Source organism: Tabrizicola sp. T74, assembly GCF_057219935.1.
Map to the genome: position 1 here is coordinate 92,059 of NZ_JBXVVT010000004.1, position 16,680 is coordinate 108,738.

Below are 16,680 nucleotides of genomic sequence, written 5' to 3' on the forward strand. Positions count from 1 at the left end.
GTCAGGCGTCTGCGTCCTGACTACGATGACATCGTTAACATTCGGTTTGTGGCCTTTAAAGGGACGCGAAGGTTTCAGACCCCCGACGCGCGGGGAAAGGCGCATCCTTCACCGATCCGTGTTGCCCCCTTTTGGCCGGGTAAACAGTGCCAGGACCCCGGCCAAGAGGCTGATCGCCAGTCCCAGCCGCGCCGCTTCCTGCATTGCGCCGCCGGGAAGGGCGCTGTCCAGCGTCAAGACCGGCGCGGTAAAGCCCATCCCCAGGACCAGCGTGACCCGCAGGACGTCGCGCAGACTGACCCCCGGCGGCAGCCGCAGGCGCAGGGCCGCGATCAGCCCCAGGCCGAAGATCAGCATGCCCAGCGGGCGACCGAGCCAAAGCGAGGCGAGCGTGGTCAGCGTCGTCGGGGCAAAGGCCGACAGGTCGATGCCGCCTCTGGTCAGGCCGAACAGGAACAGGATCCCGGTCAGCGGCCAGGCCAGGGCCCGAACCAGCCGGTTCAGTGGATCATGCAGGAACTCCTCGACCTCGGCGAAGAGGCCAAAGCTGCGGTCGGCATGGGCAATGGCCGGGATCACCGGCAGAAGGCCAAGGGCAGGCGGCAGGCCCGAGGCCGCTACGCCGATCCAGGACAGAAGGCCCGCAAGCACATAGGGCAGCAGCCGGTCGCGCGCCCGGCGTTGCCGTTCCGGCGCGTCCGGCGGCGGCGGTTTGCCGTACAGAAGCCATACCCCCAGGGCAGCGCCTGCCGGCAGGATCAGCCAGGCCAGCCGTAACGAGACATCTGGATGGGTCAGCCCGGTGACCAGCAGGGCCAGGATGTCCGTGGCGATGGCCAGCAGAAGCAGAAGGTGCAGCGCCAGGTGGCCGCGCGGAAAGATCGCCCGACCTACCAGATAGCACAGCACCACATCGGACCCGAGCGGCACCTGCCAGCCGGTGGCGAAACCGGCCTCCTCGGCCGTCTCGATCAGGCTGCCGACCAGGACCCAGACCAGCGCCGCCCCAATCATCCCGCCCAGCGTCATGCCGACCGGCAGCACCGCCTGCCGCCCCTGCAAGGCGCCATGTTCCAGCGTCAGCGCCTCCCATAGTTCCTTGCCGATCACGAACAGGAACAGCGCCATCAGCCCGTCCGAAACCAGGTTCATCGGCGTCAGGCTGAAGGGCAGGGGGGCGATCCAGGCCGGAAGCTGCAGGTCGAACAGGCGCCATTCGATGCTGTCGTAATAGCTGGCGGGCGCAAGGTTGACCCATGCCGTCGCCAGAAGCGCGCCGCCAAGCAGCGCCTTGGCAAAGCGGGGCACAAAGGAAGAAACGCGGTACATGTGGCAAGGTCCGGCAGGGCTTGCCGCCCATTTGACCCGGAATCTTCCGGCCCGCAATGGTGGGCGCGGATCACTGGCGGGGATTGCCGCTGATCCGGGTCCTGCCATGGGTCGTGCCTTCAGGCTTGCGCCCCCTGCCACGACGGGCCAGCTTGCACGGCATGGGACTGGCTGAAGACATCCTGGCGTGCCGAATTTGCACTGATCGCTTCGCAGTCACGGCGACAGCGCACCAGCCGCGCCCGGTGGTCTGGTTCCGCCCCGGTGCGCGGCTTCTGATTGCCGGGCAGGCCCCCGGGGCGCGGGTGCATGCCAGCGGGCGGCCCTTCACCGACCGCTCGGGCGACCGCCTGCGCGACTGGATGGGGGTGACCGAGGCCGAATTCTATGACCTTGCCCGCGTAGCGATCGTGCCGATGGCCTTCTGCTTTCCGGGCTATGACGCAAAGGGCGCCGACCTGCCCCCGCCGCCGGTCTGCGCCGCGACATGGCGCGCGCGGGTCCGGGCGGAACTGGGCGAAATGTCCCTGACCCTCCTCGTCGGCGGCGCGGCAATCCGCTGGCACCTGGGCCTTCGCGACGTCACGCAAGCCGTGGCCGATTGGCGCGCCTCGGCTGCGCGCGGCGTCTTTCCCTTGCCGCATCCGTCCTGGCGGAATACGGGGTGGCTGAAACGCCATCCCTGGTTTCAGGCCGAGCTCCTCCCGGCCCTGCGCGCCCGGGTGCGGGAGGTTCTTGATGTCTGACGTCGTCACCCTGCTCGATGCCGCCCATGCCGCCGTCTCGGCCGACCCCGAGAACGAGGCGCTGCGCCTGCGCTTCTTCGAACGCCTTGCCGATGGCGAGCTTGTCGTCCTTCTGGAACGCGAAGCGGTGGGCGACAGCTTCGAGCCCAAGGTCTTTGACCTTGAGGACGGCCCCGTCATCCTCGTCTTCGACCGCGAGGAACGGCTGGCGTCCTTCACCGGCGGCATCGCGCCCTATGCCGCCCTTCCGGGCCGGGTCATCGCGGGTCTTCTGAAAGGGCAGGGGATCGGGATGGGGGTGAACCTCGGCGTCGCACCCTCGTCCATGCTGCTGCCACCCGAAGCGATGGACTGGCTGGCCGAGACGCTGGACGAAGGCCCCGAAGAGGTTCAGGCGCAGCCGCAGGAATTCCTGCCCCCCGCTGTCCCCGAAGCGGTGATCGCCGCGCTGGATGCGAAGCTTGCCCGCGCCGGAGGCCTTGCCGTTGCGGCGCTTCTGGCGGGTGTCGTCTATGCAGGTGGCCGCCGCGGGCACATCCTTGCCCTGATCGACACCGCCGACGGGGCCGAGGCGGCACTCGCCCGCGCGATGAACGAGGCGCTGGTCTTCTCCGGCATCGAGGCGGGTGAGCTCGACGTCGTTTTCCTGCGCGCGGGCGATGCGGCGGCCAAGGCCATGGGACGCGTCGCCCTCCGCTTCGACCTGCCCGCCCCCGAACCGCAGAACCTTGCGCCCGCTGCCCCCGGCATGGACCCCTCGCGCCCGCCGAAGCTGCGGTAGACAGATTGAGCGCCTTCCGGCGCAAGCCTCATGTCTCGCCTCTGGCGCAAGCGCCAACCGGCTCGGGCGCACCTCTGGCGGGAGTATTTCGAAAAAGGGCAAGACATAGAAATGGGGTAAAATGATACCGTTCTTGCAAGCCATTGTTTTAGATGAATTAAATGTTGGTATCGGCGCTTGACGCTGCACCGGCCTTCGGCGATAAGCCCGCATCGAAGAATTCCGGGGGCAGTTACGCCCCCTTTTCGTTGGGAACCACGATGAAAACCTTCACCGCTACTCCGGCGGACATCGAGAAGAAGTGGATCCTGATCGACGCCGAGGGCGTCGTTCTGGGCCGCCTCGCCACGATCGTCGCCAACATCCTGCGCGGCAAGAACAAGCCGACTTTCACCCCCCACATGGACATGGGTGACAACGTCATCGTCATCAACGCCGACAAGGTGCAGATGACCGGCAAGAAGCGCGACGACAAAGTCTACTACTGGCACACCGGCCATCCGGGCGGGATCAAGCAGCGGACCGCGCGCCAGGTGCTGGAAGGCGCCCACCCCGAGCGTGTGGTGGTCAAGGCTGTCGAGCGCATGATTACCCGCAACCGCCTGGGCCGCCAGCAGATGACGAACCTGCGTGTCTACGCGGGCGCGGCGCATCCGCATGAAGCACAGCAGCCCACCGTTCTGGACGTCAAGGTCCTGAACCCGAAGAACACCCGGAGCGCGTGATCATGGCCGATATCAAATCTCTCGATGACCTGAAGTCGGCCGTGGGTTCCGCGCCTGCCGCCGTCGAAGCTGCGCCCCGTCTGCCCGTCCGCGACAAGCTCGGCCGCTCTTACGCGACCGGCAAGCGCAAGGACGCGGTCGCCCGCGTCTGGGTCAAGCCCGGTTCGGGCAAGGTCGTGGTCAACGGCAAGGAAATGGCGGTCTACTTCGCCCGTCCCGTGCTGCAGATGATCCTGAAGCAGCCCTTCACCGTGGCGAACGTGGAAGGCCAGTTCGACGTCTACGCGACCGTCGCCGGTGGTGGCCTTTCGGGCCAGGCCGGTGCGGTGAAGCACGGCATCTCCAAAGCGCTGCAGCTTTACGAGCCCGCCCTGCGCGGCGCGCTCAAGGCCGCTGGCTTCCTGACCCGCGACAGCCGCGTCGTCGAACGGAAGAAGTACGGCAAGCCGAAGGCCCGCCGCTCGTTCCAGTTCTCGAAGCGCTGATCCGCTTCCATCCGATCCGAAAGGCCCGCCCCTCAGGCGGGCCTTTTCCTTTGCGGGTCAAAAAAGAAGGGCCGGGTAAACCCGGCCCAGTCAGGGGTAAGAGCGAACAGTCGCTCGGGGAATTCCGGTTTCAGTCCTTCCAGAACGGCTTGGTGCATTCGGCCTCGGCCTCTTGGGCATCAAGGCCGATGTCACGCAACAGGTGCGGATCAAGCCGGGCAAGCTGCTGGCGTTCCCGCCGGCGCAGCAAGGCGATCTTCAGGGCATCGATCAGGCGCGCGACACTGCCGCCTTTGCGGCGAAGGGGTATGACAATCTGGCTCTGGGGCATTTGTGCCTCCTTTGATTTGTGTTGATACAATATGCTCGTTTCGGTAAGAACAATGTAACGCCACGCCGCAATGAGTCGCCAGAGGATTATTGTGACTGATACAACTTGGGCGCCCGACCTGACTCAATTCCCCGGTCCGAAGTATCTGGGCCTGTCGCGCGCCTTGCGCGATGCGATCCGTAGTGGTGAATTACCCGCGAATTCTCAATTGCCTACGGTGCGTGACCTGGCCTGGCGGCTGCAGCTGACCCCGGGTACGGTGGCGCGCGCCTACCAACTTGCAACGCAGGAAGGGCTTCTCGCGGCCACTGTCGGGCGCGGAACCTTTGTAGCGGCACAATCGCCGCGGCTTGGGCCGACCCAGGCATTGTATACCGAACGGGTGACGGGCGGGGCCACGGGTCTGGTCGATTTTCGCCCGCCGCAGGTGCCCGAGGTTGGCCAGGCCGAGGCATTTCGGGCGGCGCTTCTGGACATGGCCGGGACGACGGGGCAGGGGTGGCTCGACTATACCAGCCAGCTTGGCGAGGCCGCTCTTCGGGGCGAGATCGTGGGCTGGATGGGCGACCGCATCCTTGGCCCCATCGGCCCCGAGGACGTGGCCCTGACCCACGGCGGGCAGAATGCCATCTCCCTCATCTTCGACTGCTGCCTGCGCGGCGAACGCCCGGTGGTCCTGATCGAGGAACTGGCCTATCCCGGTTTCCGCTATGCCGCCCGCGCCGCACGGGCCGAGGTCGTGCCGGTCGAGATCGACGAACACGGTATCGTGCCCGCAGCGCTGGAGGCCGCCTGTCGCCGCCACGGCGCGCAGGTCCTGTGCCTGACAACCGAGGCACAGAACCCCACGACGGGCCGGATGCCGGTGAAGCGCCGCCAGGAGATTGCCGAGATCGCCCGCCGTTATGACCTGCAGGTGCTGGAGGATGACTGCTATTCGGTCGCCGAAAGCGACATCCCGTCCTTGCGCGCGCTGGCACCGGAACGGGTCTGGTTGGTGGGCTCGGTGTCAAAGACCATCTCGGCCGCGCTGCGCTTTGGCTATGTCATCTGCCCGGCGGGCATGGGCGAGGCTGGCCGGCTGACGGCGCAGCACGGGTTCTTTGCCCTGTCGCGTCCGGTAGCCGACCTGATGCTGCACCTCTTCCGCTCGGGCGAAGCCCATCGCATCCGCAGCGCCGTGCAGGCCGAATTCGCCACCCGGCTGCAGATCCTGATCAACCGCCTCGGCGCCTATGACCTGGGCTGGCAGCCCGGCGTGCCCTTCGTCTGGCTGCGGCTTCCGATCGGCTGGCGCGCCTCGGCCTTCGTGCGTGCGGCCGAAGCCCGGGGCGTCCTGGTCCGCTCGGCCGACGAATATGCGCTGGTCCACGGCCGCGCCCCGAACGCGGTCCGCCTTGCCATCGCCGCCAACCTCCCGCGTGAGGCCTTCGAGGCCGCCGTGCAAAAGCTCTCCGACCTCTTGGCCCGCCCGCCTGCCGACCTGTCGGTGTAGGGAAACCCGCACCTGTTGCATTTGGGACTCGCTCACGCGGATTTGGGTAAAGCGTGAATTGACCGAAGCGCGCGCGCTGTCCCACAGTCCGCGCACGAGCAGAAAAAAAGCGAGCCCGAAAAATGGGACTTCAACATACCTTCCACGCGCCGCACGGCGGCGCGGATTTTCTTGGTTGGCGCAAGAACCGCCAAGGCAGCACCGAAATCGTCTACGACGACGGCGTGGCGCGTCGCATGATCTGGCGCGTTGCCAGCGACGACCCGTCCGAGGCCCGCATCGCCGAGGCGCTGCGTGTTGCGGTCGGCTCGATCCGCGTGGTGCCGACGCTTTACGATGAGCTGAAGAAACGGGCGATCGCCATCGAGCGCGTCGCCTTCTGATCCTTCAACACCCCGGGGCCGTTTTCTCGGTCCCGGGGCCGCGCCTGGCAGGGTTGATTTTGCCGCGGATTGATGGCCCTCTTGCCTAAACGTGATCGTCTGGTCTAGATTTGATCAAATCACAAGGCTGCCGAAGCGTAGCCGGACAGGGGGAATGATGGCTGCAACGCCAGGATCCGAGGCCAGGGCCGGCCTCAAGCTGATCAGTCCGACCGCAATCTATGTGATTCTGCTACTGGCAGTCCCGCTCGCAACGGTTCTCATCTACTCGGTCATGACTGGCGGGCGCGGCAATGTCTCGCTGCCCCTGACGGTCGAGAACTACACCGAACTCGCCTCCAAGACGGTCTACGGCTACATCCTGCTGAAATCGCTGCTGGTCGCGCTGACCGTGACCGCGATCACCGTCATTCTGGCCTATCCGGTCGCCTATTTCGTCAGCTTCCACGTCAAGCCGGAACGGAAAAGCCTGTGGCTGTTCCTGATCACCATCCCGTTCTGGACCAGCTACATCATCCGTGTCAGCCTCTGGTTCGTGATCCTCGGCTTCGGCGGTGTCCTCGACTCGACCCTGACCGCCATCGGCCTGCCGCCGCTGAACGTCGCCAGCTACTCGATCCTGTCGATCATCATCGTGCTCGCACACGCCTACGCCCCCTTCGCGGTCCTGCCGATCTTCGTGAGCCTCGAAAAGGTGGACCGCTCGCTCCTTGAAGCCGGCCAGGACCTCGGCGAAAGCCGCTGGGTCACTTTCCTGCGTGTCACGCTGCCCCTGTCGATGCCCGGAGTGATCGCCGCCGCGCTGATCGTCTTCATCCCCACTGTGGGCGACTACGTGACCCCGGAACTCGTCGGCGACGGCAAGGAACCGATGATCGCCAACCTGATCGAGACGCAACTCCTCAAGCTGCAGAACTTCCCACAAGGCTCTGCCTTTGCCGTGGTCTCGATGCTGATGGTCGCCATTGTCTCGGTCGTCTTTGTCCTGTGGAACCGCCGCTACATCGGAGGCCCGAAATGAAGAAGGCCCCGATCCTGCGCAGCTACACGCTGTTCTACCTCTTGTTCCTGTATGGCCCGATCCTGCTCCTGCCGATCTTTGCCTTCAACGACGGTCGGGTCGTGGCCTTCCCGCTGCAGGGCTTCACCACGGCCTGGTTCGCCGAAATGTTCGCCGACCAGAACCTGCGCATCGCTGCGAAGAACAGCCTCATCATCGCGCTGTCGGTTGCCACCATCTCGACCATCCTTGGCATCTTCGCCGCCCGTGCCAGCGTGCGCTACCGCTTCCCCGGCAAGGCGCCGCTGATGGGTCTCATCATGCTGCCCCTGGTCCTGCCCGAGATGATCGTGGCCATGGCGCTGCTGGTCGTGCTCTTGTCGATTGGCATCCCGCTTTCGCTCTTCACCGTCATCGTTGGTCAGGTCCTGATCTGCACCCCCTTCGCCGTGGCGATCCTCACCTCGGCCTTCCAATCCTTGGACAAGTCGCTCGAAGAGGCCGCGCTGGACCTTGGTGAAACCCCTTGGTCCACCTTCCGGCTGATCATCCTGCCGCTGGTGATGCCGGGGATCATGGCCAGTTTTCTCATCTGCTTCACCATCTCGTTCGACGAGTTCATCATCTCGAACTTCCTCGGCTCGGGCCAGCCGATCCTGTCGGTCTACATCTTCGGCCAGTTCCGCTTCCCCGCCAAAGTGCCATCCATGCTGGCCCTGGGAACGTTGCTCGTCTGTTTTTCGATCATCCTGCTCGGTTTCGCCGAGTACATGCGCCGCCGTGGCATCGCCAAGGCGGGTGGCCAAGCTTCCGGAGGCATCCTGTGACCTTTTCCGACGACCGCCCGACGATGATCGAGTTCAAGGACGTCCACAAATACTACGGCGACTACCACGCGCTGCGGGGCATCAACGGCACGATCAAGGCCGGTGAGTTCTTCTCGCTCCTCGGCCCCTCGGGCTGCGGCAAGACCACGCTCCTGCGCACCATCGCGGGGTTCGAGGACATCTCTTCGGGCGTGATCATGATCGACGGCAAGGACATGGCGAATGTCGCCGCCAACGTCCGCCCGACGAACATGGTGTTCCAAAGCTACGCGATCTTCCCGCACATGAGCGTGGCCGAAAACGTAGGCTTCGGCCTGCGGAAAGACCCGCGCTCCAAGGAAGAAAAGGCCAAGGCGGTGGCTGAGGCGCTGGAGATGGTCGGCCTGAAGGGCTATGGCGGTCGCGCTGCGCATGCCTTGTCGGGCGGCCAGCGCCAGCGGGTGGCGCTTGCCCGCGCGCTGATCCTGAAGCCTAAGGTCCTGCTGCTGGACGAACCGCTCTCAGCGCTCGACAAGAAGATGCGCGAACACATGCAGGTCGAACTCATCAAGCTCCAGCGTCAGGTCGGCATTACCTTCATCCTGGTGACGCATGACCAGGAAGAGGCGCTGGTCATGTCCGACCGCATCGCTGTGATGTTCGAAGGCGAAATTGCCCAACTGGCTGATCCGGAGACGCTTTATCGCCGCCCGGCGACGCGGAAGGTCGCAGACTTCATCGGCACGATGAACTTTGTCCCGGCCGAGATCGTTGCGGAAACCGGCAATGCGGTCGAGGTCGATGCCAAAGGGCTTGGCCGGGTGACGCTCGACGCTGCGCAGGCGCCTCAGAAGACCGGCGAAGGCCCGGTCGTCGGCCTGCGCCCCGAGACGCTGACGCTGCTTTACGACGACCAGAAGGCGCCCGAACGTGAGACAGAGGGCGTGATCGACGAGGTGATCTACTTCGGCGACATGACCTATTACGACGTCTACCTCGGCGGCACTGATGTTGAAGTGCGGCTCTCGATGCGCAACGTCCCCGGCCGCCCGGTCCTTGACGTCGGCACCAAGGTCCGCGTCGCCTGGAGCCCCTCGGCGCTGGTCCTCTTCCGCTGACGGCTCCTCGTTCGCCTTCGGCTTCTCGTCGCTTGGCGCTGCACTAGCGAGGAGGGACGAAGTCGCCGACGAGTCCTCCTGGGCGCAACCGTCATGTCTTCGCCGATTTCTTCAAGGAAATCGCACCGGAGCCTTCAAAGGCTCCGTCGCGGAGTTTTCGAAAACTCCGCCCGTCTCAGTGGGTCTCGTCCTCGGCGCAAGCCATGTAGGCGTCGAAGACCCAGCCGACGGCATTGTCGCCCGACCATTTCTCGACATAGAGCCAGGGCTTGCCCTCATGCATCCGCTGCGCCAGCGCCCGGACCACGGTGCCATCACGCAGCGTCGCGAAGATCTCGCCCCCGGGGTCCATGCGGGCATTCAAGGGCGTGTCGGTCGGATCGGCAACGGTGCAAGACACGGGTTCAGCATCCGTCGAAAAAGGTTCTTCGGGCAGGGCGGCCGTCGCGCCCGTACAGTCCAGATAGTCGCCGAAGACCCAGGCCCCGTCGAAATCCGTGACCATCTCGCCGTCGTGGAACCGTTCGACCAGCGCCCAGAGCTGCCCGTCCACCTCGCGGTGTTCGACGAACATCAGCTCGGTCCCGTTCTTCGCCGTGCCGACCACTGGCCCGTTCGGCGACAGCCGGATGTTCAATGGCGTCCCGGTCGGGTCCGCCACCGTGCAGATCGGCGCACCGCCGCAGGCCAGCGCGATGCCCGCACTCGCCAAAAGCGCGATGGAAGCAGCAATTGCACGACGTGGCATGATCCGGTCAGTCCCTTGTGAAGCCTGTCTTGCTTACAGTGTCGCCGACCCCCGCCCTTATGTCACCGGACGAATTCCTGACCTGGGAAACGAAGCGGAACAGCGTCACCCCGCGTCCCCTCCCCCTGCCAGGGGGAGGGTCAGGGAGGGGGTCGCCGCCCCATGTCATCATGGTTGCCGGATTCCTAACGTCCGCGACCAAATCATTGACAGAAAAGACAAAACCCGCATCTGTCCACCGTGGACACTTCCGCTCACTGGTCCGGCGACAACAGCCCCAGCCCCCGCAGGTAGATCCCGATCCCGGTCTCCAGCAGGTCCTCTGGCGGCCAGGGCTGCGGCCCCCCATTCCCCCGAAGGAACAGCTCCACCACCCCGTGAGAGACCGCCCAGACATGGGCCGAGACCATCGACGCCGGCGGCCGCCGCCCCTCGGGCAGACCCCGAACGAGGCCCTCCGCCGCCCGGTCCATCGTCGCCCTTGCCTTCCCCGCGACGGACGCGAGGTCCGGATGCTTCCCCGGCTGCAGCCCGCTCTCGAACATCGCCTGGTAATGACCGGGATACTTCCGGGCAAAGGCCAGGTAAGCCCGCCCCGTCGCCTCGAAGGCCGCCAGCGGGGTGGGCCGCCCCTCGTCGTAGGCGTATACCAGAAGCGCCGCGAAGATGTCGAACCCCTGCCGCGCCACCTCGGCCAACAGGTCATCCCGCCCCGCAAAGTGCCGGTAGACGGCGGCAGGCGTCACATCCGCCGCCTTCGCCGCCTCGGACAGGGTGAACCCCTGCGGCCCCTTCTCGGCGATCAGCTCCAGCGCCGCCTCGACCAGCGCCTGCCGCAGGTTGCCGTGGTGGTACCCCCGCTTCATCCCCGCAGCTTCGGCCCACCGCAGATCTTGCCGTCGACCTTGCCGATGGCTGCCGCATCCTTGCCCTGATAGTCCACCGCCGACAGGATCGTCTGGATCGCCGCGATCCGGGCGCGCTTCTTGTCGTCGGACAGGATCACCGTCCAGGGCGCGCCTTTGAAATGGGTCCGCTCCATCGTCTCATCGATCGCCGCGCAGTACTCGTCCCACTTGCCCAATCCGTCGACGTCGATCTGGGACAGCTTCCACTGCTTCAGCAGGTCGCCTTCCCGGTCAAGGAAGCGCTTCAACTGCTCGGCCCGCCCGACCTCCAGCCAGATCTTCAGGAAGATGATCCCCTCATCGACGATCATCTGCTCGAACTCGGGCAGCTGCTTGAAGAACTTCTCCCGCTGGTCCGGTTTGCAGAAGCCGAACACATGCTCGATCATCGCGCGATTGTACCAGCTGCGGTCATAGAGCGCGACCTCGCCCTTGGCCGGGAACCAGTCGACATAGCGCTGGAAATACCATTGCTGGCTTTCCCGCTCGGAGGGTTTCGACAGCGCCACGACATAGGCCTGCCGGGGGTTCATGTTTTCCGTCACCGCCTTGATCGTGCCACCCTTGCCGGCAGCATCGCGGCCCTCAAAGACGACGATGAGCCGCTGACCGCTGGCCTTGATCCCGGCCTGCATCTTGGCAAGCTCGATCTGCAGGGCCTCCATGTGTTTGTCGTAGTCCTTGCCCTTCAACTCCTCCCGGTAGGGGTAGGAGGTGGTCATGATCTCGTCCTTGCCCGCCTTCTCGATGGCCTTGCGCACCTCTTTCGGAGCGCCCTCGCGGAAGTAGCGGCTGATCGCGCCGTCGAAGGGTAGAGTCATCTGAATCCTCCTTACATTGCGGCCAGTATGGCGATTGCCAGCCTCAGCGCAATGCGGCGCGGTCGATTGCGGCGAGGACCAGGCCCGGGTGGCTGTGATGCGGCATGTGTCCCGCGCCGTCGATCACCGTGAGCCGTGCATTGGGCAGCAGGAGAGATATGGGCTGCGAATGGATATCCAGCGGCACTATGGTGTCGGCGGTGCCGTGGATCAGCTCTACCGGCAGGGTCAGGCCGGGATAGCGTGGCTCCATTGTCACAAGGTCGGCACGCAAGGCGTTGATCTGGCTGGTATTCGCGCGCAGCGTCTGTCGCCGCAGGGTCAGCGCAGCCCCCAGATGCGCCTCATAGCCGTCCGGCACCGGGTCCGGGGCGAAGACCGCCGCAGTGGCCGAGGACACGTAGGACTGCGGCACGAAGGCCGAGGCAAGCGGGATTGCCAGCTGCTTGCCGGGCCAGGTCGCGGTCAGCCGATACCAGGGGTCGAGCGTCCCGGGCCAGGGCAGCGAGGGCGATCCAACCAGCACCAGTGCGCGGGGCCCGCCGTCCAGCGCCCAGGCGAGCGCGACCGACCCTCCGTAGCTTTGGCCAAGGACGATGGGCTCCGTCGCCCCAAGCTGCGCCACGCCCGCCTTGATGAAGCGGGCCTGCGCCCGAAGGCTCGTCTCGTCGAGCGGGTCGGAATGGCCAAGCCCGGGGCGATCCACCACGATCACGCGGTAGCGGTCGGTCAGCCGGTCGCGCAAACTGAAGGTCAGATCGCGCAAGGACCCCGAGGCCCCGTGGATCATCACGAGATCCGGGCCTTCGCCCATCATCTCGTAATGCAGCCGCTTGCCGTCCACCGTCACGAACTGGCCCGACGGCGGGAAGGCCGCTTCTGCCGCAGCTTCACGCGCCGAGGCCCGCCAGTGCGTGACACCGGCAAGACCAAGGGCGGCGATGAGGATACTAGTTGCCAATCTCGTCAATGTCATACGGCGTCGACTGATAGATCTCGTTGATCCAGTTGCCATATAGAAGGTGCGCGTGACTTCTCCACCGGTTCAGCGGCGGCCGCGCGGGATTGTCATCCGGGTAGTAGTTCATCGGCACGTTGATCGGCGTGCCGTTGGCCACGTCGCGGTCGTATTCCTGCTTCAGCGTATCGCTGTCGTATTCGAAGTGGTTGAAGATATAGAGCGCGCGGTGCCCCGCATCCTCGACCAGACAGGGGCCGACTTCGTCACTGCCAAGCAGCGTCCGCAGGCCCGGAGCCGCGTCGATCTCGGCCTGTTTCATCTCGGTCCAGCGGCTGACCGGGATGACGAAATCATCCGAAAATCCGCGCAGGTAGGGCGAGGTTGGGGCCAGGTTCTGGTGGCGGAAGCAGCCAAAAGCTTTGTGGTCCAGCATGTGCTTCTGCACGCCGTGGAAGTGGTTGATCATCGCCATGCCGCCCCAGCAGACACCGAAGGTGGATTGCACGTGGGTCTGGGTCCAGTCCATCACCTCGCAGAGTTCGTCCCAATAGGTCACCTCCTCGAAGGGCAGATGCTCGATCGGCGCGCCGGTGATTATGAGGCCGTCGAACTTCTCGCCCTTGACCTCCTGGAACGGACGATAGAACGCGGCCATGTGTTCGGCGGCGGTGTTCTTGGTCTGGTGTTCCGACATGCGGATCAGCTGCAGGTCGATCTGCAACGGCGTCGCGCCGATCAGCCGGGCGAACTGGTTTTCCGTCTGGATCTTCTTCGGCATCAGGTTCAGGAGGCCAATCCGCAAGGGGCGGATGTCCTGATGCGCGGCGCGGTCAGGGGACATGACCATGACGCCTTCGGACCGCAGCACGTCATAGGCGGGCAGGGTTTCGGGAAGCGTGATGGGCATGGTCGGGGTCCTTGGGCCTTCGGAAGCGGAAGAGCTAGGGGTTTCCTGTCAGTGTTGCAAGGTCACGCGCGGTCGATGGCGCTGGCCATCAGGGCGTTGAAATCGGCGGTGGAGCGGACCTCGGACACCTCCTCGGCGGTCACCGTCACGCCCCATCGCGCCATCGCGGCATAGCGCGGCTGGCGGTGGGCGAGGGCCCGGGCATAGGTCCAGCGGACGAAGTGATCGGGATCGCAGGTTTCCTCGGTTACGGAATGGGTTGCGCGGTATTCTTCCCACGCCGCATGAAGAAAGTGGGGCTGGTAGTACATCGGCTTCGGCGCGCGGTCGAAGCGCCGGACAAGCTCGGCCGTATGCGCTTCGGACCCTTTGATCCAGACCATCAGCAGCGTCTCCGACAGCTGCTTCATCACCGGATCGGTCGGGTCCTCTGCCTCCACCACCTCGCAGATGGAACCGGAGGTGTCGCAGACGAAGTTCGGGTAGCCGTAGATTTCCTCGGCCCGCTCCATGAACCGTGCGGTGTCCAGCGTCGCGGCGACCTCTGCCGCCCGGTGCTGTTCCTGGCGCTTCATGTATTCCGCGAAGGGGACGCCGCCCTTGGCCGGATCGCCGGGCTTGCCGAGGTAAGTGGACAGGGGTGCCAGGTTGTCGAAGGTGATGTTCGACGCGATATAGACGCTGTCGGTCATCAAGAGTTCGCGCAGGAGGGGGACCTTCATCGCCTCGCGCTTGAAGTTGTCGGCGATGAATTCGCCCATGTAGCGGGTGCCGATCCGGTAATCGACCGAGTAGTGGAACCAGTCGCCGTGGTCGCGCAAGAGGGTAGAGAGGTAGGTCTTGCCCAGGCCTGACATGCCGAACAGCATGACCCGCTTGCGGGGGGCCTTCAGATAGTCAGCGCCAGAGCGGTAGATCATCGCATCACCTCTTCGCGGCCCCTGTTACCGGTGCCGTGGGCGTTCCACAACGAAAAACCCCGCCCGAAGGCGGGGTTCGAGACCGTTGCAGGGCCGGAAGGTCAGAACGACCAGCCGACCTTGACGCCGACCCCGATGACCGAGCTGTCGGTCATCGACGCACGTGCGATGTCGGGTGTTCCGGTTTCCGGGCGGGCATCGCCCGGCTGGGTATAGTTGATGCCGGCGGTGATCTTCATGTTGTCCATCGTGTAGATCGCGCCGATGGTCGCCCCGATCCGGCCGTTGGTCGGCGCAAGCGGCGAGACCAGGTCGTCGGTGCCTTCGCCTTCGTAGTTCAGCGAGAAAGTCCCGACCCAGTTCTCGTTGAACCGGCGGGCCACGCCCAGCGTGTAGGTGATGGTGTCTTCAAGTTCCACCAGGCCGTTCCCGGGGAAGTTCGTCGGGTCGATCAGGAACGACGACCAGTCGGCCCAGCGGACCTGACCGAAGACCAGCGTGTCCTTGGCAACGCCGGTCTGGAAGTCCAGGTTGATCGACTGCGGCGTCTCGACTTCGGTGGACGAGCCGGTTGTCGGAGGAATGGTCTGGGTGGTGTCAAAGTCGTGCTTGATCGCCGAGTTGTAGGTCAGCGCGACGCGCAGGGCGATGTCGGGCTTTTCATAGGCGACGCCCACCAGGTAGCCCGGGGCCCAATCTCGATCCAGGTTGACGGTGTAGCCGGACAACGGCCCATATGCCGCCCCCTGCAGGCGGATGTTGCCACCCGCATTCTGCATGCGCAGACCACCGTGGACCGAGAAAGTCTCGTTGAACTTGTAGCGCAGGATGCCGGTCACCGCATAGGAACTTGCTTCTGCAAGAGTGCGACCGAGGACCGGAGAGGTCGTGCCGTAAAGGATTTCAGCGCCGAAGGGCTGATCCACGTTCAGCGCCATCGAAAGCTTGTCGTTGATGTCGTACTTGTAGCTGAAGGCAAGCTGCGAATAGGTCCCGGCCACATCGCCCGTCGGCTGGGCAGCCACATCGACGCCCTCGACGGTGGGCGAGGCAAGGCCGAAGGACAGTTCGACATAGCGGCCCTTTTCGAACAGGGCACCCAGCCCCTGACCCGACCGGTCAATCCCGCCCGCCTGTGCGATCGAAGCCATTGCCAAGGTGGCGGCTGTCGCCATCAGAATGCGTTTCATTGTGCTCATCCCTCAACACGAATTCCCATCCCCGGGAATTCCCCCTGCGGGAAAGGCTAAGCCCTGCGACATCTTGGGTCAATCAATGACGCCGCGTCACGGTTTCGTGACCGCTACGTCCTGTGGCGCGGGTGCGCCACTGCGCAAGGTGATCCAGATTCCCAGGAAGATCAGCCCGGCGCCAACAAACAACGAAAACTCAACGGGTTCGTCGTAGAAGACCGCGCCAACCAGGGCGATGATCGGCAGGCGGGCAAAGTCGACGGGCACCACGGTGCTTGCTGGCGCCAGCGACAACGCGGTGGTCAGCGAGAAATGCGCGGTGATTCCCGAAATCCCGATCAGCACCAGCCAGGGCAGCGTAGCCAGCGAGGGCAGGGTGATGGTGCCGAAGAGGCTCATCGCCACCGTACCGAACACCGCTTGCATCAGCGTCAGCCAAAACAGGATCGACAGGATCGGTTCGCCCTTCGTCAGTACCTTGGTCATCACGGTGGTCGTGGCGAAGAAGAAGGCGGCGCCGGCGGCGGCCAGGACGCCGGGCTCGATCTTTCCAAAGTCTGGATTGGCGACGATCAGCACACCGGCAAAGCCAAGTGCCGCAGCCAGAAGCTTGCGCCGGGTCAGCCGTTCGCCGAGGAACAGCGGGGCCAGCAGGATCACCCAGATTGGCGAGGTGAACTCCAGCGCGAAGACCTGGGCCAGGGGGATCAGCGTGATCGCCCAGAACCACAGCGACTGCCCGGTGAAATGAAAGATGTTGCGCAGGACGTGACTGCCAAGCCGTTCGGTGCGGACATCGCCCAGCCGTCCAAGGGCAGCGGCAATGGCCACGATGATCACCCAGCCGAACATCGACCGATAGGCCAGGATCTCGAACGTGTCATGCGCGCCGTTGATCTGGCGGGTGGCGATCGCCATGGCCGTGAAGGCGGCGATGGCTCCGGTCATCCAGGCAGCGGCGGCAAGCTGGCGTTGGGGGTGGCTCATGCGGCCAACTTGCGTGTCACGCGGCAAATGTCCAGT

19 protein-coding genes are annotated in these 16,680 nt (G+C 64.9%); 9 read left to right on the forward strand and 10 right to left on the reverse strand.

Annotated features, from left to right (window positions below; genetic code table 11):
• Positions 1-108 precede the first annotated feature (108 nt).
• Positions 109-1,329 (reverse strand): Na+/H+ antiporter NhaA, encoded by a 1,221-nt coding sequence (locus AC2EAL_RS12505; RefSeq protein ID WP_484724557.1) that lies wholly within the window; start codon positions 1,327-1,329, stop codon positions 109-111.
• A gap of 161 nt (positions 1,330-1,490) precedes the next feature.
• Here AC2EAL_RS12505 and AC2EAL_RS12510 point away from each other — a divergent pair, with 161 nt between their 5' ends.
• From AC2EAL_RS12510 to rpsI, 4 genes are all read left to right on the forward strand, one after another.
• Positions 1,491-2,075: a uracil-DNA glycosylase family protein gene (locus AC2EAL_RS12510; RefSeq protein ID WP_484724558.1), complete on the forward strand. Its 585-nt coding sequence runs from the start codon at positions 1,491-1,493 to the stop codon at positions 2,073-2,075.
• A complete protein-coding gene (locus AC2EAL_RS12515) occupies positions 2,068-2,856 on the forward strand; it encodes an SseB family protein (protein WP_484724559.1) in 789 nt (262 codons plus the stop codon). Before AC2EAL_RS12510 ends, AC2EAL_RS12515 begins: the two co-directional genes overlap by 8 nt.
• Before the next feature lie 260 nt (positions 2,857-3,116).
• A complete protein-coding gene (gene rplM / locus AC2EAL_RS12520) occupies positions 3,117-3,581 on the forward strand; it encodes a 50S ribosomal protein L13 (protein WP_374375806.1) in 465 nt (154 codons plus the stop codon).
• Positions 3,582-3,583: 2 nt separating this feature from the next.
• Positions 3,584-4,066, forward strand: a complete 483-nt coding sequence (gene rpsI / locus AC2EAL_RS12525; protein WP_294978559.1) for a 30S ribosomal protein S9 — start codon at positions 3,584-3,586, stop codon at positions 4,064-4,066.
• Positions 4,067-4,196: 130 nt separating this feature from the next.
• On the opposite strand, the gene AC2EAL_RS12530 is transcribed toward rpsI, so the two are convergent.
• Positions 4,197-4,397 (reverse strand): DUF1127 domain-containing protein, encoded by a 201-nt coding sequence (locus tag AC2EAL_RS12530; RefSeq protein WP_484724560.1) that lies wholly within the window; start codon positions 4,395-4,397, stop codon positions 4,197-4,199.
• Positions 4,398-4,488: 91 nt separating this feature from the next.
• On the opposite strand from AC2EAL_RS12530, the gene AC2EAL_RS12535 reads away from it, so the two are divergent.
• From AC2EAL_RS12535 to AC2EAL_RS12555, 5 genes are all read left to right on the forward strand, one after another.
• Positions 4,489-5,892: an aminotransferase-like domain-containing protein gene (locus AC2EAL_RS12535; RefSeq protein ID WP_484724561.1), complete on the forward strand. Its 1,404-nt coding sequence runs from the start codon at positions 4,489-4,491 to the stop codon at positions 5,890-5,892.
• 122 nt (positions 5,893-6,014) lie between these two features.
• On the forward strand, positions 6,015-6,275 hold the full coding sequence (locus tag AC2EAL_RS12540; RefSeq protein ID WP_484724562.1) for a hypothetical protein: 261 nt from the start codon (positions 6,015-6,017) through the stop codon (positions 6,273-6,275).
• Between the two features lie 157 nt (positions 6,276-6,432).
• On the forward strand, positions 6,433-7,296 hold the full coding sequence (locus AC2EAL_RS12545; protein ID WP_484724563.1) for an ABC transporter permease: 864 nt from the start codon (positions 6,433-6,435) through the stop codon (positions 7,294-7,296).
• Positions 7,293-8,102, forward strand: a complete 810-nt coding sequence (locus AC2EAL_RS12550) for an ABC transporter permease (RefSeq protein ID WP_484724564.1) — start codon at positions 7,293-7,295, stop codon at positions 8,100-8,102. The genes AC2EAL_RS12545 and AC2EAL_RS12550 overlap by 4 nt, the downstream gene beginning before the upstream one ends.
• Before the next feature lie 23 nt (positions 8,103-8,125).
• Complete coding sequence (locus AC2EAL_RS12555) at positions 8,126-9,199, forward strand: ABC transporter ATP-binding protein (protein ID WP_484724972.1); 1,074 nt, start codon at positions 8,126-8,128, stop codon at positions 9,197-9,199.
• Positions 9,200-9,374: 175 nt separating this feature from the next.
• Here AC2EAL_RS12555 and AC2EAL_RS12560 read toward each other — a convergent pair whose 3' ends face one another.
• The 8 genes from AC2EAL_RS12560 to AC2EAL_RS12595 all read right to left on the reverse strand — a co-directional run bounded on the left by AC2EAL_RS12560 (position 9,375) and on the right by AC2EAL_RS12595 (position 16,644).
• Positions 9,375-9,947, reverse strand: a complete 573-nt coding sequence (locus AC2EAL_RS12560) for an SH3 domain-containing protein (RefSeq protein ID WP_484724565.1) — start codon at positions 9,945-9,947, stop codon at positions 9,375-9,377.
• Between the two features lie 254 nt (positions 9,948-10,201).
• The gene (locus AC2EAL_RS12565) at positions 10,202-10,813 is read right to left on the reverse strand and encodes a TetR/AcrR family transcriptional regulator (RefSeq protein WP_484724566.1); all 612 of its coding nucleotides are present in this window, start codon (positions 10,811-10,813) and stop codon (positions 10,202-10,204) included.
• Complete coding sequence (ppk2, locus tag AC2EAL_RS12570) at positions 10,810-11,676, reverse strand: polyphosphate kinase 2 (RefSeq protein ID WP_484724567.1); 867 nt, start codon at positions 11,674-11,676, stop codon at positions 10,810-10,812. Before ppk2 ends, AC2EAL_RS12565 begins: the two co-directional genes overlap by 4 nt.
• Before the next feature lie 43 nt (positions 11,677-11,719).
• Positions 11,720-12,637, reverse strand: a complete 918-nt coding sequence (locus AC2EAL_RS12575; protein ID WP_484724568.1) for an alpha/beta fold hydrolase — start codon at positions 12,635-12,637, stop codon at positions 11,720-11,722.
• Positions 12,627-13,544 (reverse strand): homoserine O-acetyltransferase MetA, encoded by a 918-nt coding sequence (gene metA / locus AC2EAL_RS12580; protein WP_484724569.1) that lies wholly within the window; start codon positions 13,542-13,544, stop codon positions 12,627-12,629. The genes AC2EAL_RS12575 and metA overlap by 11 nt, the downstream gene beginning before the upstream one ends.
• A gap of 62 nt (positions 13,545-13,606) precedes the next feature.
• The gene (locus AC2EAL_RS12585) at positions 13,607-14,464 is read right to left on the reverse strand and encodes an ATPase (RefSeq protein ID WP_484724570.1); all 858 of its coding nucleotides are present in this window, start codon (positions 14,462-14,464) and stop codon (positions 13,607-13,609) included.
• Positions 14,465-14,565: 101 nt separating this feature from the next.
• Positions 14,566-15,654 (reverse strand): OmpP1/FadL family transporter, encoded by a 1,089-nt coding sequence (locus AC2EAL_RS12590; protein ID WP_484724571.1) that lies wholly within the window; start codon positions 15,652-15,654, stop codon positions 14,566-14,568.
• A 96-nt stretch (positions 15,655-15,750) separates the two neighbouring features.
• The gene (locus tag AC2EAL_RS12595; protein WP_484724572.1) at positions 15,751-16,644 is read right to left on the reverse strand and encodes a DMT family transporter; all 894 of its coding nucleotides are present in this window, start codon (positions 16,642-16,644) and stop codon (positions 15,751-15,753) included.
• Positions 16,645-16,680 lie beyond the last annotated feature (36 nt).

Coding starts and splice junctions, on each gene's coding strand:
- AC2EAL_RS12590 (WP_484724571.1), bottom strand. CDS start 15,654: ATGAAACGCATTCTGATGGCGACAGCCGCCACCTTGGCAATGGCTTCG.
- AC2EAL_RS12510 (WP_484724558.1), top strand. CDS start 1,491: ATGGGACTGGCTGAAGACATCCTGGCGTGCCGAATTTGCACTGATCGC.
- metA (WP_484724569.1), bottom strand. CDS start 13,544: ATGCCCATCACGCTTCCCGAAACCCTGCCCGCCTATGACGTGCTGCGG.
- AC2EAL_RS12550 (WP_484724564.1), top strand. CDS start 7,293: ATGAAGAAGGCCCCGATCCTGCGCAGCTACACGCTGTTCTACCTCTTG.
- ppk2 (WP_484724567.1), bottom strand. CDS start 11,676: ATGACTCTACCCTTCGACGGCGCGATCAGCCGCTACTTCCGCGAGGGC.
- AC2EAL_RS12540 (WP_484724562.1), top strand. CDS start 6,015: ATGGGACTTCAACATACCTTCCACGCGCCGCACGGCGGCGCGGATTTT.
- AC2EAL_RS12555 (WP_484724972.1), top strand. CDS start 8,126: ATGATCGAGTTCAAGGACGTCCACAAATACTACGGCGACTACCACGCG.
- rplM (WP_374375806.1), top strand. CDS start 3,117: ATGAAAACCTTCACCGCTACTCCGGCGGACATCGAGAAGAAGTGGATC.
- AC2EAL_RS12505 (WP_484724557.1), bottom strand. CDS start 1,329: ATGTACCGCGTTTCTTCCTTTGTGCCCCGCTTTGCCAAGGCGCTGCTT.
- AC2EAL_RS12545 (WP_484724563.1), top strand. CDS start 6,433: ATGGCTGCAACGCCAGGATCCGAGGCCAGGGCCGGCCTCAAGCTGATC.
- AC2EAL_RS12560 (WP_484724565.1), bottom strand. CDS start 9,947: ATGCCACGTCGTGCAATTGCTGCTTCCATCGCGCTTTTGGCGAGTGCG.
- AC2EAL_RS12595 (WP_484724572.1), bottom strand. CDS start 16,644: ATGAGCCACCCCCAACGCCAGCTTGCCGCCGCTGCCTGGATGACCGGA.
- AC2EAL_RS12530 (WP_484724560.1), bottom strand. CDS start 4,397: ATGCCCCAGAGCCAGATTGTCATACCCCTTCGCCGCAAAGGCGGCAGT.
- AC2EAL_RS12565 (WP_484724566.1), bottom strand. CDS start 10,813: ATGAAGCGGGGGTACCACCACGGCAACCTGCGGCAGGCGCTGGTCGAG.
- AC2EAL_RS12585 (WP_484724570.1), bottom strand. CDS start 14,464: ATGATCTACCGCTCTGGCGCTGACTATCTGAAGGCCCCCCGCAAGCGG.
- rpsI (WP_294978559.1), top strand. CDS start 3,584: ATGGCCGATATCAAATCTCTCGATGACCTGAAGTCGGCCGTGGGTTCC.
- AC2EAL_RS12515 (WP_484724559.1), top strand. CDS start 2,068: ATGTCTGACGTCGTCACCCTGCTCGATGCCGCCCATGCCGCCGTCTCG.